The organism is Frigoribacterium sp. SL97, from assembly GCF_026625765.1.
Lineage (GTDB): Bacteria > Actinomycetota > Actinomycetes > Actinomycetales > Microbacteriaceae > Frigoribacterium.
Map to the genome: position 1 here is coordinate 1,732,414 of NZ_CP113062.1, position 26,042 is coordinate 1,758,455.

Genomic DNA, 26,042 nt, shown 5'->3' on the forward strand with positions numbered 1-26,042 from the left:
TGGCTTCGGTGTGCGCGCACACTTTCGTCGGTTCAGTGTCCGGGACTGCATGACTCGTCGTGAGCGGCGTTCCGCTGGACGATATTGCATCGTTTTCGTTCGGGTGTGGTGGAAACTCGTTTCTTGTGCCCGATAACCGATCGGTGGTTGGCCTCGTCCGAGGGCTCTCCTACGTTCTCGTTGTCAGCTCGCAGTGGTTGCGGGCTGAAGCTGCGACCGTAGATCGTTGACTTGGTGGCCTGGACGCCGAGCGCCGCCCGATAGGGGATCAGCTTCCGGACGCGCCCAGAAGTCAGAGGTCGAGTTCCCCGTTGTCCCTACGGAAGCTGGGATGGGGGCTGCTGCCCCCAGAACGGCTTACGCGATAGTGACGCGGATACCGTCGTCGCTTGCTACGTAGCGCTCATCTGACGTCCCTCTTTCGATCGCGAAGGATTCGTCGGAAGAGTAGGGAGTTAGAACGACTAATTGGTGCAAGCCGCCCTTTTCTCGTTCCCAGACCTGGTTGAGAGAGTCGTCTGCCGTGAACCCGGCATCGGTGAGGCCCTGAGCTACTTCTTCTCCCACGTCCGTTCCTTCGAGGAAGTACTTCAGTGTTGTTGGCGTTGGGCCGCCTCCCGTGCCGGAAACTGCAGCAACGGAGTCGGAGTCGTCGAGACCAATGTCACTCGCAATGAGCAGTTGTGAGGCAAATCGCTCTTCGAAGGTGTCCCTACTGCACGCGCTCAGTCCGAAGGTGCTTGCCACGAGGGCAAGCAGGGCAACGATAAGTCGAACGCGTCGAGACATGACTCCCCTTGGCTTGTGGCCTAGTTGGCAATCATGCACCACGACATCGTGTCGCCAGCCATGGACATCAATGGCTCGACCGAGTACAGCGACTCCGGTGGCAAGACCGATCAGAAGACAGGCCCAAGCGACTCGCCCCAAGAATTAATCGACATACGAAAATTGTCGGTCAAGCAGGTTTATGGATGAGCATGTTTCTGCTTGCTCCATGAACGATCGTTTCTGACTGCCTGATAGGGGATCGACCATCGGGCGATCCCTGTAGTGGCGTCAGTCGACCGGCACAAGTCCTCGGTCGTCCTCGTGGTTGAAGCCCTTCTCGTACAGGTCGACGTCCACTTCGACGATGTCGATGCGGAACTGGTCGAGGAACCGGCGGAAGCCGGGATCGAGGCGGAGGCTCCTGATTGCGCGTCGTGCCTCATTCTCGGAGGTGAAGTAGCCGATCTGTTTGAGGTTGACCAATGGCCACTCGGTGTTCTGCCCTCGGGGGCGGAGGTGTGTCACGGAGTAGACCTTCATCCCTCTCGGCCCTCAGCGTCATAAGAGAAGAAGCCTCCACGCCATGCGACGTCGTCGAGGCCGTACCGGTACACCGTGAGCTCCTCCTGGGCGTCCACCGGCCCGAGGCGGCCGTCAAAGCCGAGCTGGAGCCGGGCCCTCTCGCGGGCCTCGTTCGCTCGTTCTTCTGTCGAGTAGACACCGAACACGCGAGGGAATTCGACCTCTTCATAGCTAGAGACGGTCGCCGTGTAGAGATGTTCTACTGTCCAGACAGACCGGCGTCCCGTGGCCGGTGCGCTGTGGTTGGTCATTCGACCAGGCTAGGACGTCGCCGGAGATGCCCGATAGCCGCTCGGTTGACGGTCGGCGGGCAGGTCTTTAGTTCTCGTTTACGACGAGGATGACGAATCCGACGCCGAAGACTAGCCAAGAAGTGACGATCCACGGGAAGACAATGGCTTTGCGTCCCTCGAAGGGTCTTCCGCCCGTCTTGCGGTGCTGAACCTGTTCGTAGATGACAGCCGACCCGAATCCGGCGAAGCCAATTGCAACTAGGACGAAAACCACAGGCGTCATAGCAGAACGCTAATGCCCTTTAGGGGATCGGTCAGCGGTCGAGGCCGCCCCAGGCATCATTGAGGTGTGAGAGCGAGGACAGCTACCTACAAGACGACTCTCGCTGGTGTCTTGGCTGTTCTCAGCGATGTAGATCCGTACGGTCTCGAGCCTGGTTCGCCCGAAGGCGCTCCGTTGGATGAGTACGAGATGGAGGCGGTTGATCTGGTTCGCATGCTTCTCATGGCCGGCGTCGTCACTGCCCAGGATGTCGAAGCGGTCTGGATGCACTGGTTCTCGGAGTCGCTCGTCCTTCGACTAGGACCGCCCCGAATGGCGCACCTGGTCGATCGCTAAAACGCACTCGTGAACGGCGCCCGATAGGGAACCGGCTACTGACTCGGCATGAGCCTGAATTGATGGCCGGCTGGGTCTTGATGCCGCAGGATGATCGCATGGCACCGGTCCCCGATGACGTCACCAAGCGGTTCGACGTCTTCGCCACTCGCGCCCGTGAAGAGTTCGGTAGCGCCGTCCGGTCAAAATCCCTCGGGTCAGGCAGTTCGACACCGCCGATGCTTCACGTGGGCCCGTTCTCGGTCGTCGCGGCTGACGGGCTGGTGATCGACATCGCCCCGACCTCAAGAGTGCCAGCCCGGCGGTGGGAGCTCGGTTGGGACGAGGCTGACTTTGCGGAGGCCTGGTTCCTGCTTGCGGACCATCTTTTGACCGAACGCCTCGAGCCTGGCAGTCTCGACGGGTTCGTTGCTCGGGTCATCGCGACTGTCGGGGAGGCTGGTGACGTCAAAGTCTCGACCGTTCAGGCCGAGTTCGACCGTGTCCTGACCGTGACCCCGCGCCGGCACGGGGCCCTGCCTTTCGAGGTCCTGGTGATCAAGGACGACTCGGTCGTCGTCAGCGGTAAGGACTTCGGCTGGTGGGATCTGGGCGGTGACGGCGATGACGGTCTGGTCGAGGCGCTCCGCGTTGTGACGCAGTTCGTGGTCAGAGGTGGGACCGTTCGCAGCACGTGGCGTACGTGTGACCTACTGGACGTTGGCGGCGCTGTCGTCGGCGGCTCGTACCGGGACGGGGTGCATCGGCTGCGTCCCCGTCAGCTGCACTTTCTCCCTTACGTGCTTGGCCCCGCTGCTAAGACCGTGCACCCGTCTCACTAGACGATCGTTGACTGCGAAGCATTCCGCTGGGATGCTTCTCGGAACCGACGGAGGTCGTCATGTTAGAGGAACGCGGGTGGTTTTCCGAGGCTGACGCGAGAGCGCTAAGGCCCGCCGACTCGGTGAACGACGTCGATCATCGTGGCGATCCTCCCCAGTCCGAGCACCGGCCTGAACCCGTCCGCCTCCGTCCACTCGATCGCCTGTTGCGCGGCTTTCCTTGGCATGACCGGATTCACCGACTGCGCCATTAGCTACTAACCCGCGTCCGCCCGTTAGCCGATCGATCAGCAGACCGGTAGGACTCGCTACCGGGGCGCTTTGCCGAGATTGATCCAAATGACCGTGCCACCGCCGATTAGGCAGATCGTCGCGATTAGAGGGGGCAACCACGAGACGAAGCCCGTGGCGGCGGCGAAAATCGTAAAGGCGAGGAACAAGATGGCAACGGGTCCAAGAATCCAAGCGAGCATGCGTCTGTACCTGTTCACGGTCGACCCCCAAAAGGTTCCTTCGTCGCTCAGGACGACATCCGTCAGTGACCGCGGTCGCGCGCCGGAAACGACCGTGGTGCCCGATAGACGATCCCCCTACCGCTGGCCTCGGCTAAGCCATTACTCAGGGGTCTGTGCGTGACTCCTTCGAGCTATCCAGGTGTGAACATCGCCGCAACTACGGCTTGTTGGCAAGGAAGCCCCGTAGTCCAATCACGAACAGAACGCACGAAGGCCCAATGAGCAATAGGCCGACCAACCAGACCGGTAAACCTCGAAACGTGATGTCCGACCAATCGGGGTTGAAGATGAGCCAGGCCGCGCCAAAAGCCCCGAGCCCCAGACCGAAGACCATCGTCCCGATATTTTGCTTCTCGGTTCGCGGTTCTGATGGCTTTCCCTGCGGCATAGGCCGATCCAACCATGAGGCGTGGGAGCGGTGTCCCGTTAGGCGATCCGTGCCTGGAATGCTTGCGAGGTCGGGTCAGGTTCGTCGTTCCATGCAGATCAGGTCAGGACGCGGGTCCCATGAGGCAACGGCTTGAAAGCCGCGTCGGGAGTAGAGCCTGATCGCGTCATCGCGCCACCTCCACACTGTCAGCCGGAGCGGGCGCTGCTCGTCACGTGTCAGCGCTGCGTTGAGGAGTGCGGATCCTGCGCCAGTTCCGCGAGCAGCTGGATCGACCCACACTCTCTTCAGTTCGTCCGCGTCCTGGTCGCCAAGGACCACAGCGACGCCGACTAGGTGGCCCTGCAACTCAGCCACGTACACGTCGGCAGAGGCATACGCGGAGCAAGGCTCGTCGACCTCATGGCGGTACTTCTCAGGCAATGGCGTCGGACCGTGGGCGCCGTCTAGGTGCTCGGCCTTTTCCCGCTCGGTCTGGATGAGGTAGTCGGCGACGAGCTTTCCTACCTGCGCTGCGTCACTTCCGGTGGGATCCGCACGACGGACGGTCGGCACGAGTTGCTCGGGGGTGGACATGCCACCATCATTTCGTGCCGCGCGGAACAAACGTGCACTGCCCGATAGACGATCGATCATGGCGACATAGCTGGCACGATGCCGACGCTGCCAGTCACGCGGCCGATACGTTGAGGCCATGAAGCCCACGTCGCCCGGGAGGATCTATCTTCCTTGCGGCTTGGGGGTCCTAATCGGCGTCGTCTTGCTTTTCTGGCTTGAGGGACCTTTCATGGTCCTTGCATCAGGGCCCATAGGTTGCTCGTTGGGAATTGCGCTTCGCAATTGGTGGACGGGGCACGGCTGGAATCCCGGCATCACTGTCGTCGAGGACAAGCCCAAGGAAAATGCGCCGCTGGACGATGACCACCATCGAGGGCCGTGAACGAACCCTGCCCTTCGATTGCTTCGCGCAGCACGTCTGACTCTGTGTCACTAGAGGATCGGTTTCTGGGTGGATGGGGACGGAGACTCTGGCTGGCAGTCGAGCGGTACGCCCTTGCTGTTTGTCTGTCCAACACGGCAGCGTCTACCCCCTGCCGCTTGTTGCCCTGTGTCTGCGAACGAGGCGGGCAGTGAGAAAGATTAGGAAGGTGGCCACCGGGAGGAAAGCAAGAGTGGGCATCGACAGCTGGAGCCCGAGTGCAATCAGCAGGAAAGCGACACCGACGATCACTGCCAGCAGGATGTCTTTCATCGTAGGAGTCATCGATCTACCTTTCAGGATGCGGTGTGGACGGTCAAGGCGGGCCTGCGGCTGCTTTTCACCGGTGCACAAGTCCTCTGCCCGGTAGGCGATCCCTCAGCGGTGCCATGGATCAGGGGCTGCACTTTGACGACGAGGGCGGACGCGACTGTCCCAATGATTGCGAAAGCGGCAGCATTAGCGTGACCCCATGACCGAGACGAAGCGTGCGATTCCTTGGCTGACTGTCGCCTTCATCTCTCTCTCGTTTCTGGCTTTTCTACTGGTGCCCGTGTCCGGTCTCAACGGTGTCAGTTTCTTTCGCGGCCAGTCGGACGGCACGGTCTTTCTCTTCGCTGTCGTAGTTTTCAGCTTTGCGGGCTTCTTAAGCGCGTTGTTAAGCAAGTCGCTCGGCTCGGGCGCTCGTTCTATCTGGGCCGCCATTGCAGCTTGCAGTGGTGTGGCCGAAATCGTGCTGAGCTCCGTGATCATCACCTTGATATACGGCCCGTAGTGACGAGAGCCGTCTATCCCTCGCCCGTGATGGGCTGCCCGTGAGGGGATCGGCCATCGAGATCAGTGTCGGATTGACTTCTCGAGACACCCGGCGCCCTGTAGCTGCGGGTGAGCGGCTAGCCTCCACCGGTGATCGGTGACCGACCGCTTACTGACTCGAAGTGAGAGTCGGTCCAATGCCTGGTCGATGATGATCTATGGTTCCCACGTCACCCCTAGGAATCGCGCGTCCGGAAACGAGCCCGGTTAGGCTCTGGCTCACGAACGAGGAGGATGTGTGTCAAAGGCGCCGCAGGCAACGCCGTATGAGGAAGCAATCATCGCCATCTGCTTGGGCCTTTTCTTCATCGGCATCGGCCTCTTCATGAGGTTCACGAGTCACGACCTCGGTGAGCCGATGGGCCGGGTAGGACTCCCGGGCTGGGCTCTTGTCGGACTGCTGTGGATCAGCGGCGCCGGTGCAGTCGGGGTGGGCGTTATCCGGCTCCTCAAAGGTGCTCGTCCCTGAATTAGATGCCCGATTGGGGGATCGACCATCGGCTTGGGCGCTTGCGAGTCAGCTCAGCGCGGCGCCGACGCCAGCTACGAGAATTCCGGTCCCCAATCCGATCATGATCGTCATGGTGAGGAAGGAGCGGCTCCCTACTTGGACCCTTCCCCGTTTCCTGAGCTTCGAGGCGTAGGCGAAACCCGCCACGACGACGAGAGCGCCGATGATGGTGATGACGAGCGGAACAGTCTCCATGATTTGAACCGTAGTGCAGGGCTGTCAACGGCTTGGCCGCGCGTTCGCGTTCGCCGCCCGATAGGGGATCGGCCACCGGCCGCGTTGCTTAGTTGGATACCTCTGGTGGGGTTGGATCTTCGTAGGCCTCGTAAGGGAGGGCTCGCAGGTAAAAAGTGACCTTGAGGAGCATGGCGCCGGAGATGGCGCCTGCCCCTACGCCGAGCCAGAAGATCCACATGCCCGTGACCAACGCAGCGAAGACGAGCAATCCGGTGCAGAGGCCGGCCGCGGTCGCACCCAGGTATGTGATCTCACGAGGTATGAACCCCCAAATCTTTCGATCTTCGAGAATCGTCAGGCTCATGGTCGTCTCCTTCTGGGGCGTTCTTAGATGCAACCCTCTCTCAGCCAACCGAATTTGCATCCCGTCTGACCTTTTCGTCACACCGGTCGGTGCCCGATAGACGGTCGGCTACCGGGAGGCCGACGGGCTGCCGCGGCGCAAGCCGCAGCGGCCTACGTGAAAAGCGCCAGGGGAAGCGACACCACGAAACACACGGGCGGTACGATCGCGATGCCACCACAGACGCCGGCCCATCGGCCAGTGCGGCCGCCTAGCGCGCCGGCGATGAGCGCGAGCACAATCGAGGCGACCAGCAGGAATGGCACGGCGAACCAGACCATTGAGGTCCACTCTGCGGCGGAGAACCAGAGCCACGAACCCTCGGCGCAGGCCGTGACGAAGCAGACGATGAGGGTCAGCGGGGCGAGCAATCGAGCCCGACCGGTCGGCTCGGACTCGGCCGTCGCGGCCGCCTTCCGACCAGGCAGACGAGTCAGCGAGGGAGTGACGGTGGGGGAGCGCTGCCACCTCCGCCTCAGCACGGCGGAGCAATTCGCGGTCGGCGTCGTTCATGCCCTGACCCTAGCGCCGGCGTGGCCACCGGCCGCGTTAGCACCCTCGAATTTGCCTCGCATCCTCGATGACTCGACTCCAGAGCGTGTCCGATAGGGGATCGGTCAGCGGTCGGCATCGGGTTTCTTTTTGCGCCAGACCTGCCGGCGCAAGATGAAGCCGGACACGATGTTCGTGGCGCCGGCGACGCGCCTTTCGGTACGTCGTCTACCTGGAATAGGTGTCTGTAGCATCGGACGACCTCAGTTGGATAGGTCATCAGTTGCTTCGGCATGGGCTCTACGTTGAGGGAGTTGGCTCCGCCCATGATGGCGGAGCCAACGCCGTTTGGCGGCATGCCGGGATTGGCTGTCGACGTTGTGCGCCCGAACCTTGAGGTCATTTGCCCGACAGGGGATCGTTTTACGGGCCGGACGAGGCCGGGCTAGAGGTCCCGAACCGATAGCAGTGAACGAAGCGTGAGGGATCGACGAAGAGATGTCCTTTCGAGGCCGTCTACGACAATCGCTGCCCCGACCCACGACGCGCCGCTCATCTTGACCAGGCGGTGGCAGGCTTGGGCCTGTGCCCCCGTCGCGATCCAGTCGTCGACGAAGAGCACCCTGTCGCCGGCTTTCAGAAGGGCCCGGCGCACTCCGAGGTGGAGGTTCCGATCTTGGTAGTCGGGGCCCGTGACGGTCTCCCACCAGGCGTCGCTGTCCGCTGCTCTTTCAGGATTCTTTCGCACCTCGGCGAAGCCGGTGTGAAGGTGCTGTGCAGTGAGGACCCCGAGCAGACTGCCTCTTGATTCGGTCCCCATGACGACGGTCGGTGAAGCGTCAGGGAAGAGCTGTGCCAGACCTGGCCCCAGTTCGTTGAGCGTGTCGGCATCGCGCCACCACCGCGTGACATCGGCCCGAGAAACAGAGTCTGTTCGATCACCTCGCCACAAGAAAGCGTGCTTGAGTCGCTCAATGACAGGGGGTTCGGCATGCACACAACGATCATGCCAGTGAGCTGTGGCGACCTCGCTCGAGCCGTCCCGAGAGATGATCGGTGGCTGTAACGAGAGTCGACTTTGAGAACGAGGCAGCAACACCATGCCGACGAAAAACGTTGCGATCACCGCCAGGGCAGACAGGGCTAGGACGATCCTGCTGTCTTGAACGAACTTCTTGTCTGGCGTTTGGCCGGCTGCTCGGGACCTGCGAACTTGAACCATTCGAACAATGGACCACACGAAAAAGCCCAACGACACGATGGCAACACTGCCCAGCACCTGCTGAGAATGGCAGGCGCAGAGATGAGCAGCCGCAGAATGCCCGTCGGGTAATCCGATAGGGGATCGCTCTGTGGGTCTTAGGTCGCGGGTCGGTTGATGGTGTCGCCGTCCCAGGAGAGGTCGGAGTCCTGGTCGACGGGGTAGGCCTCGAAACGGCCCTCGGTGAGGACCGCATCGACGAGCGCTTTTGAGCCGGCGACGATCGTGGAGTCCCAGTCGATCTCGGTGGCGAGCACCCAGGCGTGGTCCTCGGGCCAGAGCAGCTGCAGCGGCTCATCGGAGCGGTGACCTATTGCCCGGCCCCAGCCGGGTTCGGCGAGCTCTGCCGTGCTCGTCTGGGCGAGGACGTAGTCGTAGCGGTCGATGAACGCTGTCGCACCGGCCCTGAGGCCGTGGCCCGAGCCGCCTGCCCAGTACGCGGCAACGGCGTCGTCGGGCGTGGTGGTCGCGGCGCCGAGCAGCGGCGCAAGGGCGGCGAGGATCTGAGGGTCGAGGAACCCGACGTCACTTGTCCCACCGCGAGGTTCGTCGTGGCCGAGCAGTCGTTCCCATTGCACGAGCGGGTGCATGACCTTGCCGGCGGCGGACGCGACGTCAGCCCAGCGGCGGCGTTCCCAGGCGCCATTCCCGGTTGGTCGGGGGTGGAGGATGCGCGCGTAGGCCTCGAAGTCGTATCCGGCGACCCCACCGACCCGTGCCCAGCTGTGCTCCCGTTGCATTCGGCGCCCCAGCCACGCGGCCCGCTCAACGTCGTCGATGATCTCCATGGTCGCGACCATGCCATGTCGAGGGAGCCACGCCAAGGAACAAAGCCGGCTACCCGTATCGTGGCGGAGTCTCAAAAGGGGATCGCCTGCCGGGCTATGCGCCGATGAGGTGAGCTAGAAGCAGATGGAACGAGGACGGACACGCGAGGTCACGCGAGGTAGGAGGGCAAGATGAGTGCCATGGCACCCGCAGGCCTCCTCCTTGCGATCGGGCTCGTATGCGTTGTAATCGCCGTTGGGATGAACGTGGTCACGGCCGCTCATGTCAGTGGTGGCAAGGCGATGTCGAAAGAGCGTCGCATCCGCTCTGCTGTGCTCACGGTCTCTATCGCTGTTGTGGGGCTGGTTTGCATGGTCGCTTGGTTCGTGCAGTCTTAGTTGCTTTGCCGGGCAAGCACGGGGCCGTCGTGTGCCCGATGGATGATCGGTTTCCGGCACGGTGGGGACGATTCAGGGCCACGTCGCTTGGACGCCGCGATCGGTTCCGAACTGAGTGGCGATGTCGTTGTGCACGGCGAGCAACTCCGCCATGGGCACGGCCCGCTTGCTGGCGCTGCTGACGTCCTTTCCCTCTGCCGTGAACGGATAAGGGTAGAGAGACAAGCCTTGCCTCGGCTGCAGTGTGGCGATGTCGGCCTGCCACCCCGGCCACCGGAGGGACTCGTAGAAGCTCGTGGTCGCACCAGCGAGCATCCTGGTCACAAAGGCCGCGTGGCCCAACTCGAGGTCCTCCCAACTCAATGAGTCGACCGAGAAGTGGTGGACGGAGCCGTTGCCTGTGCCGAGGGCACCCCCGTCCAGGGCGAAGACGCCGCCCAATACGTCGATCGCAATCACCAGCAGCCCCGTGGTGGCGGCACTGGCCTGGTCGAGACCAGGCAGGCCATCGGCGCTGGAACTACCTCCGAGGAGGCGCAGCCACCCGTCGTCCACGATGACGCCAGAAGTGTTGCGAGCGAACGCGCCGAGAAAAGAGCCTGTGCCAAGTCCCAGTGTCGCCGCGGTGGCTGAGGCGTCGTGTGGTGGGCACACCATCACATTCAGGGGCGAGGTGGCGATGAGTCTCGACAACTCGGACCACGCGTCACCTCGAGTATCGACCATGCCTCGATTGTGGTCCACCGTCGGGTCTTCTCGCCGTCGGGGCGGGAGCTTCTGCCCGCACAAGGGTGACCTACCGGTCACGTCGGCGTCGTGTCCTCTCCGACATGGCCCTCTTGCTCGTTCCCGTCTTCGTCGTCGAAGTCGACGACACCCAAGCCTTGACGCATCTCGCGCGTTGTCGCGCTTCGGCTCCATGAGTATGCGCCCGGCCAGTCGCTGGGAGGAAGCCAGGGTGCAAGCCAATCGGCGAGGGTCGCAGCGTCGTCTGGGTCGCACAAGACGACGTCGACGCCGCCGTCGTAAGCACTGATCGCCCAGCTCAGGTCCTCGGCCAAGAGGATGAGGTCGTCGTCTTGTTCGTGGACGAGCATGACCAAGGCGTCGAGGAGGCGATCCTCGACTGGGCCTGTCGTGAACGAGTGCGTCGGCAGCGGCCACTCCTTCCCGTCCTCGTCTTCCCCGTCCTCATCCCGGTCGGAGTCTTGCCAGTCCACGTCGGTCCCGAAATCCATGGGCGGGTCGGTGACCCATGATTCGAGGTGGGGAAGAACTGACAGCGCCCGATCGCGCAAGGGCCCGGGCCGAGGGTCGTCGGCAAACACGATCACCATGGCGGGCAGATCCGTCAGTTGCTCGACAGCGCGGACGATTCGTCGGAAGCGACGGCGGACCGCCCGGGCATCACGACGGTGACGAATCTGTTGCCTGCCCTCTGTCAGCGTGTGGAAGCGCACCCATGCCTCCGGCCGCGCTTCTCGGGGTGCCCACCGCCAGGGCAGCACGCCCTGCCATTGGACATTCCACCGGTCGAGGAGGGCCTGCGCTCGAGGGGACCCGCCGGGTGTCAGCGTGAGCGGTGGCGTCGAGTCGGTGTCGGTCACGGGGCGATCCTTCCATGGGGCGGCACGCGGTCGGCGAGGTGGCTGCCGGTAAGTGGCCCGCGCACAGGAGTTGGTCGTCTGGGCCATCCTCATCACATGCAGTTCTCGTGGTGGACCTGGTCGGGGCTCGTGATCGTCGCCCTCGGGGGACTCGGGCTGATCGGACGCGCCTGTGTGATGGCCGTTCGCCGAGACGGCATCGCGGGGGCCAGGGCGGAACGCGGTCCGAGCGCTCCGTGGTTCTGGTCCGGAATCGGGTTGCTCGTAGTGACCGGTGTCGTACTGGCCCTCTGGGTCCTTGCGCTCGACAGCTGACTGGCTCACGTGCAGCTCTGACCGGGCGGCCAGCCGTCCGGATGGACGGTCGTTCATCGGACCCCATCTGAGACCGAGGTCTGCTGCGGTGGAGGTGATGATCGGGACTGGGGCCCCGAGGTGTTCTGTCGTGAGGGTGTCGGCTGTTTGTCGGGTCCGTGTCGTGGACCTCGGGGCTGGTCGTTCTTAGTGTGAGGTGCATGAACGAGACACGGATCGTCGATCTCCGGACCCAGATGGGTTGGACCCAGGAACGCCTCGCAGACGCGAGCGGCGTGACCGTCCGCACCGTCCAGAGGCTCGAGGCGGGCAATGACGGGAGCCTCGACACGCTGTCGCGGGTGGCGAAGGCCTTCGGCGTACCAGTCCGTGACCTCTTCGTCACCGTCACCGAGGACGACTACGGCCGCTCGGTCACCGCTCTCGACGAGCGGACGACTCGCCAGCAGGATCGGCGAGGCCGGGTCGAGGAGGGCTTCCGAGCCCTGTACTACGGCGTGGGCGTGCTCTTCACGATCACCGTGGTCGTCGCAGTCGCCACCGACGTCGCGCCGAACGTCGTGATCTTCTCGATTCCCGCCTACTGGATCGCCGGGTGGTTGCTGTCGATGTTCTTGTTCCTCGTCGTCCTCAGCCCCCGCCTGGACCGCGCCTATCCCCTCTCCCGTGCCGCCACGGATGAGGCGACGAGCGGGTAGCCACCGCGTGTCGATGGGAACTCGAAGCGCGTTACCGCCGTCAGTCGACGGGTCAGTCCGAAGAGGGACGTGCCGGGTGGCTGAACTGGATCATCCGATCTGCTGGCGGTGGGCCGGCCGTCGGATTCGTCCAGGCGACGCTCACCCGCGAGGGCGCTGACCTCGTCGCTGATCTCGCGTGGCTGGTCACGGCCTCGGAACAGGGTCGCGGTCTCGCCGGGGAGGCGGCGACAGTCGTCGTGACGTGGCTGACCTCGCTGGGTGTCGGGCGCCTTCAGGCCTACGTCCACCCCGACCACGAGGCGTCAGCTCGGGTGGCCCGTCGGCTCGGGCTCGTACCCACGTCGACGGTCGTCGACGACGAGATCCTCTGGGAAGCCGTCGTCGCTCCCATGGCACAGCGGCACGAGGGCGGCCGTCAGTCGATCGTCCAGCGGGGGTAGGTGCGGATCGGCCGTCGGGGATCAGCCTCGTGGTGGAGTCGGGGCTCGTCCGGCCATCGCGATCGGTCGCCCGACGGCAGGTCCGTGCGCTCTCGGGCGACCCGGTGCGGCGTCCCAGCCCCGCGGCGCATCATGAGGCCATGCCCGCCTTCCGCCGCCCCTCCCGTCCGTCCCACCCCGTCCGCGTCGAGCCCGGTCCCGGGCAGGAGTCCGTGTGGGACTACCCCCGCCCGCCGCGCGTCGAGCCCCGCACCGAGCGCGTCGTCGTCCGTCTCGGCGGAGTCGTGGTGGCCGACACGACGGCCGCGATCCGCGTGCTCGAGACGAGCCACCCGCCCGTCTACTACCTGCCCCGCTCGGACTTCGCCGCAGGAGCCCTGTCGCGCGCCGAGGGACGCAGCCTCTGCGAGTTCAAGGGCCAGGCCGGCTACCTCGACGTGACCGGCGGGGGAGTCGTCGCGCGCCGCGCCGGCTGGTCCTACGCCGAGCCCTGGCCCGGCTACGAGTCCCTCGTCCACCACGTCGCGCTGTACCCGGGCGCCATGGACTCCTGCGAGATCGACGGCGAGGTGGTCCAGGCGCAGGAGGGCGACTTCTACGGCGGCTGGATCACCGCGAACCTGGTCGGTCCGTTCAAGGGCGCACCGGGCACGATGGGCTGGTAGGGACGAGGGCCCCGACAGGAGGAGACTGGACGGATGTCCAGACGACCCCGCCCCCGCCCCACGTCCCTCGCCCGCACCCTGGGCCGCATCGCCCTCGGTGGCGCCCTGGTCTTCGCCGGCACGAGCCACCTCACGTTCGCCCGCGAGCCGTTCCAGGCCCAGGTACCGGAGTGGCTGCCGCTCGACGACGACTTCGTCGTGCTCGCCTCCGGCGTCGTCGAGATCGGCATCGGCGCGGCCCTCGTCGTCGCCCCCAAGCACCGCGTGACCGTCGGCTGGGTCGCCGCGGCGTTCTTCACCGCGATCTTCCCCGGCAACATCTCGCAGCTCGTCACGCACACCGACGCGTTCGGCCTCGACACCGACGGCAGGCGCGCCTTCCGCCTGGTCTTCCAGCCGCTGCTCGTCCTGCTGTCGCTCTGGTCGACGGGCGCCTGGCGCGACCGTAGCAGCATCGGCCGCCGCGCCAAGTAGTCACGGTCGGCCCCGACGGGCCCCGACGGGCCCCGACCGGCTCCGACGGGCCCCGACGGGCCCCGACCGGCCGACCGGCCCCGACCCGAGGAGGCGCGGCTCAGCTCGACAGCGCCGCCACGACCACCTCGGCGTCGGGGAACCACTTCGTGTAGTGGTCGGGGTCGGCGTTGACCTGGACGGCGTGCGCCGCCTGGGTCGGGGTGAGGTCCTTCCAGCCCGGGATGGCCACGAGCTTCGTGAAGAAGCTGGTCGCCGCCGTGTAGGGGTCCATCCGCTGCTCGTAGGTGCCCCACTGGCCGTTGTCCCGTTGCTGGAAGAGCCCTCGGCTGTCGGGCCCGACGGCGTCGCCGTAGTCGATGTTGCGGAGGCTCGACTCACCCATGGCGGTCATCACCCCGATGGCCTGGGTGTGTTCCCCGATGCCCTGCGCCCGGGCGGCCAGCATGATGTACGCGGCGTTCACCAGCCGGTCCTGGCAGTACCCCGCGACCGGCCCGGCCGGCACCTCGATGTCGCCGACCATCACCGGGTCGACCTCGGGGCAGGCCGGCACGGGCGTCGACGTGATCGCCGTGACGTCCTCGTCTCGGGGCGCCGTGAGCGCCGAGACGACCATCGCGACGGCGACGACGAAGGCGACGAGCCCCACGCCGAACACGACGGAGACGGCGATCAGCACGCGGCGCACGGCGGGCCTCCTGAGGGTCGGGTGGGGTGGCGATCAGCGGGCGGCGACCGGCACGGAAGTCGTCGTCGAGGATAGGCGATCCGCTCGGCAGTTCGTCCCGCGTCGGCTGGGCGGTGGGTGTGCCTCCCTCCGAATGCCCTGGCAATCCGCCGCCGACATGCCGGTAGCGTTGCCCGCCGTCGACCCGACCACTCGGGCCGCGGCAGCCGGGCACCGCCCCTCCGCAGCTCGATCGCCGCGGCGCCCGTCCCTGCGACCGGCGCCCGAGATCCAGAGGAACGTCGTTCATGGGAACCCCACCCACCCCTGCCCGCGAGACCCGTCCCGACCGCCCGACCCGCGCCTCCGGACGGAGGCGCCCGCGGCGTCTGCGCGTCGACGACGTCACCGTCGTCGACCCGGCGATGATGAAGCGCGCCATCGGCGGCACCGTCGTCGGCAACACCATGGAGTGGTACGACGTCGGCGTCTACGGCTACCTCGCCGTCACGATGGGCCGGGTCTTCCTGCCCGAGGCCGACCCGTCGCTGCAGATCCTCTTCAGCCTCGGCGTCTTCGCCTCGACCTACGTCGCGCGTCCGCTCGGCGGGGTCGTCTTCGGCCGCCTCGGCGACCGGGTCGGACGTCAGAAGGTGCTCGCGACCACGCTCATCCTGATGGCGGGCGCGACCTTCCTGATCGGCGTGCTGCCCGACTTCGCCGCGATCGGCGCCCTCGCCCCGATCGCCCTCGTCGTGCTCAAGCTGCTGCAGGGCTTCTCGACCGGTGGTGAGTACGCCGGGGCGACGACGTTCGTCAGCGAGTACGCACCCGACAAACGGCGCGGGTTCTTCGCGAGCATCCTCGACCTCGGCAGCTACCTGGGCTTCGCGCTCGGCGCCGCGGTCGTGTCGGTGCTGCAGCTGCTGACCACCGAGCAGCAGATGCTCGACTGGGCCTGGCGGCTGCCCTTCCTGCTGGCCGGCGTGCTCGGCGTCGTCGCCATCTACTTCCGCCTGAAGATCGAGGAATCGCCCGCGTTCCAGGCGACACAGGACGCTCAAGAGAACAAGGTCGGCGAGATCGCCGACGCGCAGGGCCGTCCGCGCAACACCCTCGCCCTCGTCCGGCAGCACTGGCGTCCGATCGTCATCGCGATCGGCCTCGTCGCCGCCTCCAACACCGTCGGCTACGCGCTGACCAGCTACATGCCGACCTACCTGACCGACTCGCTCGGCTACGACCCGCTGCACGGCACGCTGCTGACCATCCCGGTGCTCGTGCTGCTCGCCCTGCTGCTGCCCGTCGCCGGGCGCCTCAGCGACCGCATCGGTCGACGTCCCGTCATGTGGCTCGGTGCCGCATCGGTGCTGCTGCTCGCCCTGCCCGCGTTCCTCCTGATCGGCGTCGGCAGCATCGCGACGACCCTCGCCGGGCTGTCGCTGCTCGCCGTGAGCGTCGCGCTCTGGGTGTCGAGCCAGGCGTCGTCGCTGCCCGCGCTCTTCCCGACCGCGAGCCGCTACGGCGCGATGGGCGTGTCGTACAACGTCGCGATCGCCGTGTTCGGCGGGACGACGCCCCTGATCATCCAGGCGCTGCTGCAGGCGACCGGCAACGAGCTCGTGCCGGCGTTCTTCCTGATGGCGACCTCGCTGGTCGGAGCCGTCGCGGTGTGGTTCATGAAGGAGTCGTCGCAGCGCCCGCTGCCCGGCTCGATGCCGAGCGTGGCCACCGAGGCCGAGGCGCACGAGCTCGTCGAGACGCAGGACGCCAACCCGAACATCGACCTCGGCGACCTGCCCTTCCTCGACGCAGAGCCCGCCCAGATCGTCGACCCCACCGAGCCTGACGAGCCCGCGACGACGACCGCGTCCGTTGCGTCGCCCTCGCGGGGGACCGCGCGCTAGAGCAGTTCGGCCCGATCGGCGAGGTACGCGGCGAGATCGCGGACCTCGCCGGTCGCCGTGCCCCACCGCACGAGGGCGTGCCCGTCGCGGACGAGGAGGCGCTGCTCGCCGCCCTGCAACGCCGCGGTCGACAGGTCCACCGGCTCGTACCCGTAGTTGACGACCTCGCCCTCGGCGAAGTGGCCGCGCACGGCCGCCCGCCGTTCGGCCTTGCGCTGCTCGACCTGGGCGGACAGGTGCTGGGAACGGGTCGGCGTGACCGCCCGGGTGATGCGTCCGGTCTCGAAGACGCGGCCGTCGGTGCCGAGCAGCAGCACGCCGAGTCGCCAGGCGCGCCCGGCGGGCTCGAGCGACTCGGCGGTCTTCACCACGACGATGCGCCGGGCGGGCTTGTGGCGGGCGAGGGCCTCGGTGCGCGCCCCGCGCGCGGCCAGGTCGTCGGTCGCCTGCTCGACGAGGGCACGGAGCGAGGCGGCCGCCTCGTCGTCGGACGGGGACTCGGGGGCCGGCACCGCGCCTCCTGCGGTCGGGTCGTCCACGTGATGCTCGGGCGGTGGGCTCAGGCGTCGTAGCCGTGGTCGAGGAAGTCCTCGATCACGTCGACGACGAACGCGTGGTCGTCGGCCTGCGGCAGGCCGGAGACGCCGGCCGAGCCGACGACGCCGACGCCCGTGACCCGCACGGGGAACAGCCCGCCGTGCGCCGCGTAGAGGCCGGTGTCGAGGCGCGACTTCTCGTCGAACGTGCCGCCCTGCACCCGGAACGACTCGCCCACCCGGTACGAACCCTGCCCGTAGCGCTCGACCACGCGGGCCTTGCGGTCGAGCCACTCGTCGTTGTCGAGGCTGCTTCCGGGCAGGGCCGCGTGGAACGCCCGCTGCCGACCGTGCCGCACGGTGACCGCGACGGCGAGGTCGCGGCGTCGGGCCTCGGCCAGGAGGTGCGCGCCCAGGTCGAGGGCGACGTCGAGGGTGAACCGCCGGAAGACGAGGCGCTCTTCTTGTTCGATGAGGGTCTGGAGCAGGGTGTCGTCGGTCATCGGTGGCCTCCTGGGGTGGTCGGGCGAGCTGGTGGGTCGGCACGGGCGCGCGGCGGCGCGCCGTCGCGGGACGACCCGAGCCTAGGCCCGGCCCCCGTCAACGGGCTGGTGGCGCCGGGAGGGGTCAGGCCGAGGCCGCGGCGCAGGGCGACCCCTGGCGGGCGAGCGACCCGCAGTAGACGCCCACGAGGTCGTCGGCCGAACGCGACCACGGGTGGTCGAGGGCGTGGGACCGGGAGGCGCGCGAGAGCCGGTCGCGCAGCCCGGCGTCCGCGAGCACCTGCGTCATCGCCCGGGCCCAGGCCTGCGGGTCGCGCTGCGGCAGCACGATGCCCGTGACGCCGTCGACCACCGATTCGCGGAGGCCGCCCGACGCCGCGGCGATCACCGGGACCCCGCTGGCCGCGGCCTCGAGAGCGATGAGCCCGTAGGTCTCGGAGTGGGAGGGCACGAGCACGAGGGCTGCGTCGCGCAGCAGTGCGGCGAGGCCGGGCCGTGACCGCGGGCCCAGGAAGTGCACGGTGAGGTCGAGGTCGTCGCTCAGGGCGCTCAACTCGGACTCGTACCCGGCGAACTCGGTCGAGGCGCCTCCGGCGATGACGAGGTCGGGGCGCACCTCGGCGGGGACCGCCGCCACCGCGCGCAGGGCGAGGTCGGGTGCCTTGAGCGGTTCGAGTCGCCCCGCCACGACGACGTACGGGCGGCCCGGGGCGGTCCGGCCCGCCTCGGCCGGGTGGAAGAGCTCGCCGTCGACGCCCGGCAGCACGACGTGGACGCGGTCGGGCGAGCCGCCGAGACGGGAGGTGACGGTCCCGGCCTCGGCGTGGCTGATCGCGACGACGGCGTCGGACTCGCGGGCGAGCCGTTCTTCGCCGGCGATCCTGCCGGGGGACTCGGCGCGTTCGCCGTGTGAGAGGGGGGTGGAGTCGTGGGCGGCGATCGAGTGGAAGCTCTGCAGGTGGGGCACGCCGAGGGCACGGGCCACGGGAAGCGCGGCCATGCCCGAGAACCAGTGGTGCGAGTGGACGACGTCCCACGGGCCGAGCTCGGCGAGCCGGTCGCGGAACTCGTCGACGTAGAGCTCGTTGCGCCCCTTCGTGACCGGTTCGGCCGGGCCGGCGTCGAGGAACCGCAGCGTGACGCCGGGGGCGAGGACCAGGCTCGCCGGCTCGTCGGGCGAGGACCGGCGGGTCAGGATCTCGACCTCGTGGCCCGCGGCGCCGAGCGCCTCGGCCTGGTTGCGGACGACGACGTTCATGCCGCCGACGTCGCCCGACCCGGGCTCGGCACCGGGAGACGTGTGCAACGACACGAGGGCGATGCGGAGCGGGGAGGAGGCGGTGGTCACTTCCCGAGGGTACCGGCCCACCGCCCCCGCGGTCTGCGCGTCGCCGGTCAGGCGACCCCGCCCGCCCAGAAGGCTCGGACGTCGTCGAGCACGGCCTCGGCCTGTCGGCGGCCGGCCTCCGCCGCGGGGCGGCGGGTGGTCGTCGCGAGGACGTCGGTGCCGAACGCCTGCAGGGACTCGGCGTCCGCCTGGACGACCAGGACGTCCCGGCCGGCGGTGCGGCGCGCCTCGACGACCTGCGGCAGCGTGGGCCCGAGCGGCGAGACGTCGAGCTCGGGTCCGCACGACAGCACGAGCACCCGGTCGTAGTCGTCGGCGAGGTCGGCGTTGGTGCCCGAGCGCACGCCGCCGTCCATGGTCGGGCGGCCGTCGACGTCGACGGTGGGCCAGACGACGGGCACCGAGCAGCTCGCGGCCACGGCCCGGTACAGGTCGACGCCCGAGCCCGCGTCCAGCGGACGGAACGAGCCGTCGGTGGCGTCCACGGTGCAGACGGTCAGGGCGGCGTCGGGCCAGGCCACGCCTCCGAAGCGCTCCCGCATGGCCGTGACGAGTTCGGGTTCGTCCGCGACCACGGGCGTCTCGCGCGCCAGGGCGCCGATGCGGGCCCGCGCCTCCTGCTGGTCGGTCGCCCCGGCGAGGGCCTGCCCGAGGGTCTGCTGGAACACCTCGGGGTCGATCGAGCCCGACGGAAGCTCGGTCACGGCCTCGAATTGCTCCCGCAGGCCCTCGTCCACGCGGCCGAGCCGCACCATCGTCCCGACGACCGATCCGGCCGAGGTGCCGACGACGAGGTCGGCCTCGTCCACGGGCACGCCCGCCTCGAGCAACCTCGACAGCACGCCGAGCTCCCAGGCGATGCCGGTGATGCCGCCACCGCCCAGGACGAGGGCGGTGCGGGTGGGGGTCGTGGTCGTGGTCGTGCTCATGTCTCTCCTCGGTCGTGGTGGCGGTCCGGGCAGGAGGCGCGGTGCGTCCCCCGGGGCCGCGCTCGACACTAGGCCGGTCACCTCGCCACGTCCTCGGGCGGGTGTCAGGCGGCGCGCAGCTCGTCGGCGCGGCCGAGGTCCTGCACGTGCCACTCGGTCTGTGCGAGGGCCGAGCCGAGCCGGTAGCCGTGCAACGAGGCGATGCCGCCGCTCCACGACATCCGCTCGGCGACCTGCCACACCGTCGGCCGGTCGAGCGCGTCCAGGGCGGCGGCCGCGTCACGGCTGCGGTCGGCGCGGTGCGCGATCAGGGCCTCGGCCCGTGCGCGGAGGCCGACGAAGCGGTACTCGTGGCCGGGGCACACCTCGAGGGCGTCGGGGCCGGCGACGTCGAGCGCCACCATGCGGTCGAGCGAGGCGAGGTAGTCGGTCAGCGGGTTCTCTCCCGTGCGCCCGCCGAGGCCGATGCCGGGGTTGATCCGCGGCAGCACGTGGTCGCCCGTGAAGACGAGTCGCTGCTCGGGCTCGACGAAGCAGAGGTGGCCCGCCGTGTGGCCCGGGGTGTGCACCGCCCGCAGCAGCCGTCCCGCGACGGGCAGCACGTCGCCGTCGCCGAGCAGCAGGTCGGCGGTGAGCACGGGCAGGTGGCGACCCGACCCCCACGACGCGACCAGCGCCTCCTGGTCGTCCCGGGGCGCGCCCCACCGGGCGATGTCGGTGTCGGCGGCCGCGGCGTCGGACGGCCGTTCGCCCAGCGCGCGCTGCTCGGCGGCGTGCAGGGCGATCCGGGCGCCGGAGGCCCGACGCAGCGCCTCGGCTCCGCCCAGGTGGTCGGCGTGCAGGTGGGTCACGGCGATCAGGTCGACGTCGGCCAGCGAGTGGTCGACGTCGGCGAGGGCGCTCTCGAGGCGGTCGAGGTTGGCCTCGACTCCCCACCCGGGGTCGATGACCGTCAGGGCGCCGTCGGAGCCCTCGACGACGTAGCCCAGCGAGTGGTCGTCGACGCCGTCGCCGAACTCGAACGCGACCGACCAGACGCCGTGCCGGACCTCCTCCACGGGCGGCAGCGCGCCGTGACGGACGGCGTCGGCCTGCACGGGGCTGAGCGGGACGGGAGGGGCAGGAGGCGCGGGTCGGCTGGTGGCGTCGGTCACCCCGCGAGCCTAGCCAGCGCCGCCCGCGCCGCCCCGCGTCCGTCGAGGCGGCGCCGGGCCATGCGGAGCCCGTCGTCGACGCGGCGCCGGACTATGCGGCGCCCGTCGTCTACTCGGCGGAGACCTCGATCAGCACCTTGCCGACCACGTCGCCCTCGACGGCTTCGTGGGCGGCGGCCGTGTCGGCGAGCGGGAAGGTGTGCAGCGGCAGGCCGGCGGCCTCGCCGACCGGCAGCACGCCGTCGCGCAGGGCCGCGGTGACGTCCTCGACGGCGGCCTGCAGCGCCTCCTCGCCCACGGTGTAGAGCAGGACGAACTGGAACCGGGTGTTCGTGATCATGTTCGCCCGGATCGGGATGGTCGTCGTGTCGCCGCCGTTGTCGGCGTAGATCGCCACGGAGGCGCGGTGGGCGACGACGTCGGCCAGCAGGTCGGCGTTCTGCGAGATCGCGACCTCGACGACGACGTCGACGCCGGCGGGGGCGATCTCGCGGATGCGGGCGGCGGCGTCGTCCGTGCGGTAGTTGACGACGTGGTGGGCGCCGGCGGCCGTGGCCAGGGCGGCCTTCTCGTCGCTGCTGATGGTCGTGACGACGGTGGCCCCCGCCCAGCGGGCGAGCTGGATGGCGGCGTGACCGACCGCACCCGCGCCTCCGGCGACGAGGACGACGGCGCCGTCGAGGCTGCCGGGGGTCAGGCGGCTCGGGCCGTCCTCCCACACGGTGAGCGCGCGGTGGGCGGTCATGGCGGGGACGCCGAGGCTCGCACCGACGTCCAGGCCGACGCCGTCGGGCAGCGGGACGACGCGGGACGCGGGCAGGACGGTGAACTCCTGCGCGGTGCCGGTGGGGCGCTGGTGGGCCGAGAGGTAGGTCCAGACGCGGTCGCCGACCGAGAGGCCGGTGACGCCCTCGCCGACGGCGTCGACGACGCCCGAGCCGTCCTGGTTGGGCGTGACCTCGGGGAACGGCAGCGACTCGCCGGGCCCACCGCCTGCGCGGGACTTCCAGTCGGTGGGGTTGACGCCCGAGAACACGACGCGCACCCGCACCTCGCCGGCGGCGGGTTCGGGCAGGTCGCGGTCGACGAGCTGCAGCACGGTGGGGGCGGGTCCGGTCTCGGAGTACACGATCGACTTCATGCCCGGAGCCAACCAGACCCGGCCCCGCCGTGTTCCCGCCCGGGACGCCACCGAGTGGACACGGCACCGCTGCACGTCACGGTGTCGTGCCCACTCGACGGCGTCGTGTGGTGCGCGGGCCGGCTCAGGACCCGGCGCCGCGGAACAGGGCGAGCGCCAGCAGGTCGTCCTCGAACCCGCCGCCCTCGTGCCCGTTGTACGGCCACACCGTGACGTCGGCCGCCCCGGCGTACGCGTGGAACGCGCCGAACACCGTCGACGGCGGGCAGGTCGGGTCCATCAGCGCCGTCGTGAACAGGGCCGGGGCCGTGGCCCGCCTCGCGAAGTTGACGCCGTCGAAGTACGCGAGGACGTCGTGCACCGAGGAGGCGCGGTGCCGGTGGACCGCCAGGTAGCGTCCGATCTCCTTGTACGGGTCGGCGTCGGTGATGACGGTCGCGCGCCGGAAGTCGCAGAGGAACGGCACGTACGCCGCGACGGCGGCGAGGTCGGGGACGAGTCCCGCGACGGCGAGGGCGATGCCGCCGCCCTGGCTGCCGCCGACGACGGACACCCGGGAGGCGTCGACGACGTCGAGCCCGCGCGCGGCCTCGACGGCGCGGACGGCGTCGGCGAACACCCGGCGGTAGTAGTAGGTCTCGCGCGAGTCGATGCCCCGCGTCATGACGCCGGGGTGAGCGGGACCCGAGCCGTCCGGGTCGGGGGTGGCGCCGAGGCTCCACCCCGAGCCCTGGCCGCGGGTGTCCATCTGCAGGTGAGCGAAACCGGCCGACGACCAGAAGAGGTTCTCGACGGCGGCGCCGCGACCGCCGCCGTAGCCGACGAACTGCACGACCGCCGGCAACGGTCCCTCCGCCCCGGCGGGCACGCGCAACCAGGCCCGCACGGGCTGACCCGCCCATCCGGCGAACGTCACGTCGTACACGTCGACCGTCGTCAGCCCCGTGTCGACCCGATCCACCCGCAGGTCGAGTGGGTGCGCCCGCGTCTCGGCGAGCGTCGTCGCCCAGAACTCGTCGAAGTCGTCGGGGTCGGTCTGGGTGCTGCGGTACTCCCGCAGGGCGGGTTCGGGCAGGTCGGTGAACATGCCCCCTTGTCTACCGCAGCCCGCGACGACAGCCGAGGAGGCGCGGTACAGGAGGCACGGCTCAGCTCGCGCGGGCCAGGTTCGGCACCCAGCCGAACGCGGGCGCGACGTGGTCGGCGACCGTCTGCAGCAGACGGGCGTTGTAGGCGACCCCCAACTGGTTCGGCATAAGTATTGATGTACATTTGACGCATGGACGCGGGGGCTGGCAGGCGAGCAGCAATTTACGCCCGGATCAGCCGGGACAAGAAAGACGAAGGCAGAACCATCGAAGGGCAGCTCGACCTCTGTCGAGCGCTTGCCCGGAGGCACGGCCTAACTGTGGTCGCCGAATATCCCGAAGCAGACGGCACAGGAGCGTCCGAGCAGTCCAAGGCCAAGGAGCGTGAGCGGTACGGCGCCATGCTCGCGGCCGCCCGGGATCGCGAGTTCGACACCATCATCGCCTACTCAGACGATCGGCTTACCCGCAGGCCCCTCGAACTCGAAGAGCTAATCAAGCTTGTGGACCAGACCGGCCTCAGCATCCGCACGGTCAGGACGGAAAACTACGACCTTTCCACCACCCAAGGGATCACATTAGCTCGCATTCTCGGAGCCATCGCGGCGGGAGAGGCCCGGACGATCTCGGAGCGCCAGAAGGTCACATTCGAGCGCAACGCCTACGCCGGTCGGCCCAAGCGGCAGCGCCAGCGGCCGTTCGGCTGGGAAGACGATGCGATTACCATCCGCGAGGAGGAGGCGCACCACATTCGCAAGGCCGTCGAGGAGATCAAGGGCGGAGCGTCCGTCGCCAGCATTGCGCACGGCTGGAATGAGGCAGGAATACGAACTGCCGTAGACCCAGCTCAGTCGAAGAAGGAAGAGAAGCCCGCTGGTCAATGGGAATGGTCGGTGGTCTACCGCGTGCTGCTGGGTTGGCGTACCGCTGGCGTCCGCACCTACAGGCGCGAGCCTCTCTACGATGCCGAGGGCAAGCTCGTCATGGGGGCCTGGGCTCCGATCATCAGCCTCCAGGACCGAGATCAGGCGCTCGCCATGCTTAGTCGCCTCTCACGGACCAAGCTTCGGACTGGTAGCTGGCCACTCGCAGGAATGCTGCGCTGCGGCGAGTGCTCCAAGCCCCTCTACGGGCAGCTGCCTTCTGGTTCTCGGGGCAGAGCCCTCTACGGATGTAAGCAGGGCCATGTCGGCATCTCTGCGGGGCTCCTTGAACAGCATCTGATCCGGGAGACCGTCGAGCGCGCCGTTCGAGCCCATCAAGCTGGGGCCAGCGCCGAGGAGACTCAACCCAAACAGCCCGCCGACTGGCCAGATTTTGTCCTGCTCACTGCCGCGACCGAGAAAATCTGGGAGCTCTTGGAGGCGTATCGAGCCAGTCAGCTCCCCGCCAGCATCGTCTTCCCTCAAGTTGGCGAGCTGGAGAAGGAACAACGAGAACTCCAGAAAAGCCTGGACGCGTTCCTCATGGAGGGTGCGGCACCTCCCAGCCCACTGAGGAGAAGCACCGAGGCTCTGGAATGGCTCCTGGGTGTTCAGGGGCAGTTCCTCCGGATCACTCCGCGACAGGCCAAGGATGGCGAGAATCAGCTCTGGGGCGCTCCCGCCGCCGCTGCGGCCCAGGGAGACGACCGGACTCAGGAGCTGCCCTACGCGGCAAGTCCCGAGGAGACCGAAGAACTCAACCGGCTTCTGCGTGGCGAGCTTGAGATGGTGGTCATAAAGAAGGGCAAGGCGGGCCGACAGAGCGAGGCCCAGTTCAGATCTCGCATCGATCCCGTCTGGCGTAAGTAAGCAGGGCTGAACAGACAGGCCGGGCATTCCTAGGAGTGCCCGGCCTTCGTCGTAGCTGCCCGCCTCCGCGACGCTCACGCGTGGATCGCCGGATCATGCCGACTGCACTCCTCGGGGCTGAGTCTCCGTGCTCCGGGCTGCGATTGGTACCTCTGCGCTCACGACACGCCCGAGATGCAACTCCGCCCCGGTCTTGACCAAATTGGTTCTTTAAAAGAAGTGCAGAACCGACATTGCACCCCCATGATTCCGGCCCCAGATCGGGCATTTTCCCCAGTGCCTTGGACCCCGTAGCGCGGTGGTCAATAGGTCCATTTCAGCTTCCGTAATGTCATTTTCAAGACGCCCCGGGGAGGAAACGAAGAAGCGGGGCGAGCTTCTGAATCTTGAAAACTGAATTCAAAAAATGGAGAACGGCCGCAACCGGCCGCGCTCGTCGGCGCCCTATGCGCCGATACCCGGCGGGCTCTGGCTCGCCCCGAAGACATCGGCAGAGCACAGGTTCTGTCCGACCCAAAGAGAAGAAGCCGAACCGGTCGGCCGCGCCGGCCACCACCACCATCGAAAGGAACTAACCAAAATGATGACTTCCAAAGAACGCTACGAGCATCTGATCGCGACGAGTGAAAGTCAGTCGAGTGTCAAAGCGGTCGAAGAGAGAAAACCTGGAGAGTACGAGCATCTAAGCGCGGCCGTCGACCTCGTCGTGTACGAGCTGGCCGAGTTCTTGGCCGACTACGACCCGGAGAGTTGGCCTTCACTCATCGCGGAATTGCGTGCCCCTAATGACTGGACTGAGCGGCGAATCAGCGACTTTTCGAAGCGCCACGCCGAGCGTGCTCGGATGGCGAGTTTCAAGCCATGGGTGCCGCGAATTCTAGTTCCCGCTGAAGAGTTCGCGCGGATGGCCATCCATCACCGGAGCACCGGGGCTGCCTGATTTCGTCTTGACGGGAGGCTCTGTGCCCTCGTTGAAAAGTACCGATACGCCGAAAACAAGATTGAAGGGCCGCTCACGAGGTGAGGCGGCCCTTCTC

At 67.7% G+C, this 26,042-nt stretch carries 29 protein-coding genes and 1 pseudogene; 11 read left to right on the forward strand and 19 right to left on the reverse strand.

The window, feature by feature from the left end; translation table 11 throughout:
* Positions 1 to 357: 357 nt before the first annotated feature.
* The gene (locus OVA02_RS08230; protein ID WP_267659625.1) at positions 358 to 747 is read right to left on the reverse strand and encodes a hypothetical protein; all 390 of its coding nucleotides are present in this window, start codon (positions 745 to 747) and stop codon (positions 358 to 360) included.
* Positions 748 to 822: 75 nt separating this feature from the next.
* On the opposite strand from OVA02_RS08230, the gene OVA02_RS08235 reads away from it, so the two are divergent.
* Positions 823 to 978: a hypothetical protein gene (locus tag OVA02_RS08235; RefSeq protein WP_267659626.1), complete on the forward strand. Its 156-nt coding sequence runs from the start codon at positions 823 to 825 to the stop codon at positions 976 to 978.
* 81 nt (positions 979 to 1,059) lie between these two features.
* On the opposite strand, the gene OVA02_RS08240 is transcribed toward OVA02_RS08235, so the two are convergent.
* Both OVA02_RS08240 and OVA02_RS08245 read right to left on the reverse strand, forming a co-directional pair.
* A complete protein-coding gene (locus OVA02_RS08240) occupies positions 1,060 to 1,296 on the reverse strand; it encodes a hypothetical protein (RefSeq protein WP_157485288.1) in 237 nt (78 codons plus the stop codon).
* A gap of 11 nt (positions 1,297 to 1,307) precedes the next feature.
* Entirely contained in the window at positions 1,308 to 1,604 is a 297-nt protein-coding gene (locus tag OVA02_RS08245) for a hypothetical protein (protein ID WP_157485290.1), read from the reverse strand.
* A 663-nt stretch (positions 1,605 to 2,267) separates the two neighbouring features.
* Between OVA02_RS08245 and OVA02_RS08250 the strand changes: the two genes are divergently transcribed.
* Positions 2,268 to 3,026: a hypothetical protein gene (locus tag OVA02_RS08250; protein WP_157485292.1), complete on the forward strand. Its 759-nt coding sequence runs from the start codon at positions 2,268 to 2,270 to the stop codon at positions 3,024 to 3,026.
* A gap of 978 nt (positions 3,027 to 4,004) precedes the next feature.
* On the opposite strand, the gene OVA02_RS08255 is transcribed toward OVA02_RS08250, so the two are convergent.
* Positions 4,005 to 4,505: a GNAT family N-acetyltransferase gene (locus OVA02_RS08255; protein WP_056044931.1), complete on the reverse strand. Its 501-nt coding sequence runs from the start codon at positions 4,503 to 4,505 to the stop codon at positions 4,005 to 4,007.
* An 875-nt stretch (positions 4,506 to 5,380) separates the two neighbouring features.
* Between OVA02_RS08255 and OVA02_RS08260 the strand changes: the two genes are divergently transcribed.
* Positions 5,381 to 5,683, forward strand: a complete 303-nt coding sequence (locus tag OVA02_RS08260; protein WP_056044933.1) for a hypothetical protein — start codon at positions 5,381 to 5,383, stop codon at positions 5,681 to 5,683.
* A 558-nt stretch (positions 5,684 to 6,241) separates the two neighbouring features.
* On the opposite strand, the gene OVA02_RS08265 is transcribed toward OVA02_RS08260, so the two are convergent.
* The 7 genes from OVA02_RS08265 to OVA02_RS08295 form a co-directional block, all read right to left on the reverse strand.
* Positions 6,242 to 6,430: a hypothetical protein gene (locus tag OVA02_RS08265; RefSeq protein WP_056044937.1), complete on the reverse strand. Its 189-nt coding sequence runs from the start codon at positions 6,428 to 6,430 to the stop codon at positions 6,242 to 6,244.
* 88 nt (positions 6,431 to 6,518) lie between these two features.
* Positions 6,519 to 6,776 (reverse strand): hypothetical protein, encoded by a 258-nt coding sequence (locus OVA02_RS08270; protein ID WP_157485296.1) that lies wholly within the window; start codon positions 6,774 to 6,776, stop codon positions 6,519 to 6,521.
* Between the two features lie 152 nt (positions 6,777 to 6,928).
* A complete protein-coding gene (locus tag OVA02_RS08275) occupies positions 6,929 to 7,096 on the reverse strand; it encodes a hypothetical protein (protein WP_267659627.1) in 168 nt (55 codons plus the stop codon).
* 656 nt (positions 7,097 to 7,752) lie between these two features.
* Positions 7,753 to 8,304 (reverse strand): phosphoribosyltransferase family protein, encoded by a 552-nt coding sequence (locus tag OVA02_RS08280; protein WP_267659628.1) that lies wholly within the window; start codon positions 8,302 to 8,304, stop codon positions 7,753 to 7,755.
* Between the two features lie 362 nt (positions 8,305 to 8,666).
* Positions 8,667 to 9,356 carry a hypothetical protein gene (locus tag OVA02_RS08285; RefSeq protein WP_157485298.1) on the reverse strand — a complete coding sequence of 230 codons (690 nt, stop codon included), beginning with the start codon at positions 9,354 to 9,356 and terminating at the stop codon, positions 8,667 to 8,669.
* 450 nt (positions 9,357 to 9,806) lie between these two features.
* A complete protein-coding gene (locus OVA02_RS08290; protein WP_162234597.1) occupies positions 9,807 to 10,460 on the reverse strand; it encodes a DUF2625 family protein in 654 nt (217 codons plus the stop codon).
* Positions 10,461 to 10,537: 77 nt separating this feature from the next.
* Positions 10,538 to 11,341 (reverse strand): DUF3885 domain-containing protein, encoded by an 804-nt coding sequence (locus tag OVA02_RS08295; protein ID WP_157485300.1) that lies wholly within the window; start codon positions 11,339 to 11,341, stop codon positions 10,538 to 10,540.
* A gap of 96 nt (positions 11,342 to 11,437) precedes the next feature.
* Here OVA02_RS08295 and OVA02_RS08300 point away from each other — a divergent pair, with 96 nt between their 5' ends.
* The 5 genes and pseudogenes from OVA02_RS08300 (at position 11,438) to OVA02_RS08320 (ending at position 13,936) form a co-directional block, all read left to right on the forward strand.
* On the forward strand, positions 11,438 to 11,656 hold the full coding sequence (locus tag OVA02_RS08300) for a hypothetical protein (RefSeq protein WP_056044946.1): 219 nt from the start codon (positions 11,438 to 11,440) through the stop codon (positions 11,654 to 11,656).
* A gap of 200 nt (positions 11,657 to 11,856) precedes the next feature.
* Positions 11,857 to 12,354 (forward strand): helix-turn-helix transcriptional regulator, encoded by a 498-nt coding sequence (locus OVA02_RS08305; protein ID WP_056044948.1) that lies wholly within the window; start codon positions 11,857 to 11,859, stop codon positions 12,352 to 12,354.
* A 32-nt stretch (positions 12,355 to 12,386) separates the two neighbouring features.
* Positions 12,387 to 12,797, forward strand: a pseudogene (locus tag OVA02_RS08310) (GNAT family N-acetyltransferase); the annotation flags it as partial.
* Between the two features lie 140 nt (positions 12,798 to 12,937).
* Positions 12,938 to 13,462, forward strand: coding sequence for a DUF427 domain-containing protein (locus OVA02_RS08315; protein WP_056044950.1), 525 nt, complete (start codon positions 12,938 to 12,940; stop codon positions 13,460 to 13,462).
* A gap of 33 nt (positions 13,463 to 13,495) precedes the next feature.
* The gene (locus OVA02_RS08320) at positions 13,496 to 13,936 is read left to right on the forward strand and encodes a hypothetical protein (RefSeq protein WP_056044953.1); all 441 of its coding nucleotides are present in this window, start codon (positions 13,496 to 13,498) and stop codon (positions 13,934 to 13,936) included.
* A 100-nt stretch (positions 13,937 to 14,036) separates the two neighbouring features.
* On the opposite strand, the gene OVA02_RS08325 is transcribed toward OVA02_RS08320, so the two are convergent.
* Positions 14,037 to 14,627, reverse strand: coding sequence for a hypothetical protein (locus OVA02_RS08325; protein ID WP_056044955.1), 591 nt, complete (start codon positions 14,625 to 14,627; stop codon positions 14,037 to 14,039).
* Positions 14,628 to 14,914: 287 nt separating this feature from the next.
* Between OVA02_RS08325 and OVA02_RS08330 the strand changes: the two genes are divergently transcribed.
* Positions 14,915 to 16,513, forward strand: a complete 1,599-nt coding sequence (locus tag OVA02_RS08330) for an MFS transporter (RefSeq protein ID WP_056044958.1) — start codon at positions 14,915 to 14,917, stop codon at positions 16,511 to 16,513.
* Here the strand turns inward: OVA02_RS08330 and OVA02_RS08335 are convergent.
* From OVA02_RS08335 to OVA02_RS08365, 7 genes are all read right to left on the reverse strand, one after another.
* A complete protein-coding gene (locus OVA02_RS08335) occupies positions 16,510 to 17,052 on the reverse strand; it encodes a hypothetical protein (RefSeq protein ID WP_082460203.1) in 543 nt (180 codons plus the stop codon). The genes OVA02_RS08330 and OVA02_RS08335 overlap by 4 nt on opposite strands.
* Positions 17,053 to 17,072: 20 nt before the next feature.
* Positions 17,073 to 17,552, reverse strand: coding sequence for a heme-degrading domain-containing protein (locus OVA02_RS08340; RefSeq protein WP_056044960.1), 480 nt, complete (start codon positions 17,550 to 17,552; stop codon positions 17,073 to 17,075).
* 124 nt (positions 17,553 to 17,676) lie between these two features.
* On the reverse strand, positions 17,677 to 18,900 hold the full coding sequence (locus OVA02_RS08345; RefSeq protein WP_056044962.1) for a glycosyltransferase: 1,224 nt from the start codon (positions 18,898 to 18,900) through the stop codon (positions 17,677 to 17,679).
* 47 nt (positions 18,901 to 18,947) lie between these two features.
* Positions 18,948 to 19,829 (reverse strand): patatin-like phospholipase family protein, encoded by an 882-nt coding sequence (locus tag OVA02_RS08350; RefSeq protein ID WP_056044964.1) that lies wholly within the window; start codon positions 19,827 to 19,829, stop codon positions 18,948 to 18,950.
* A 104-nt stretch (positions 19,830 to 19,933) separates the two neighbouring features.
* Positions 19,934 to 20,983 carry an MBL fold metallo-hydrolase gene (locus OVA02_RS08355; protein WP_082460204.1) on the reverse strand — a complete coding sequence of 350 codons (1,050 nt, stop codon included), beginning with the start codon at positions 20,981 to 20,983 and terminating at the stop codon, positions 19,934 to 19,936.
* Positions 20,984 to 21,092: 109 nt separating this feature from the next.
* Positions 21,093 to 22,124 carry an NADPH:quinone reductase gene (locus OVA02_RS08360; protein WP_056044968.1) on the reverse strand — a complete coding sequence of 344 codons (1,032 nt, stop codon included), beginning with the start codon at positions 22,122 to 22,124 and terminating at the stop codon, positions 21,093 to 21,095.
* Positions 22,125 to 22,248: 124 nt separating this feature from the next.
* Complete coding sequence (locus OVA02_RS08365) at positions 22,249 to 23,211, reverse strand: acetylxylan esterase (RefSeq protein ID WP_173150790.1); 963 nt, start codon at positions 23,209 to 23,211, stop codon at positions 22,249 to 22,251.
* Positions 23,212 to 23,403: 192 nt separating this feature from the next.
* Here OVA02_RS08365 and OVA02_RS08370 point away from each other — a divergent pair, with 192 nt between their 5' ends.
* Positions 23,404 to 25,005, forward strand: coding sequence for a recombinase family protein (locus OVA02_RS08370; protein WP_267659629.1), 1,602 nt, complete (start codon positions 23,404 to 23,406; stop codon positions 25,003 to 25,005).
* A 406-nt stretch (positions 25,006 to 25,411) separates the two neighbouring features.
* Positions 25,412 to 25,945, forward strand: a complete 534-nt coding sequence (locus tag OVA02_RS08375) for a hypothetical protein (protein ID WP_267659630.1) — start codon at positions 25,412 to 25,414, stop codon at positions 25,943 to 25,945.
* Positions 25,946 to 26,042: the final 97 nt, after the last annotated feature.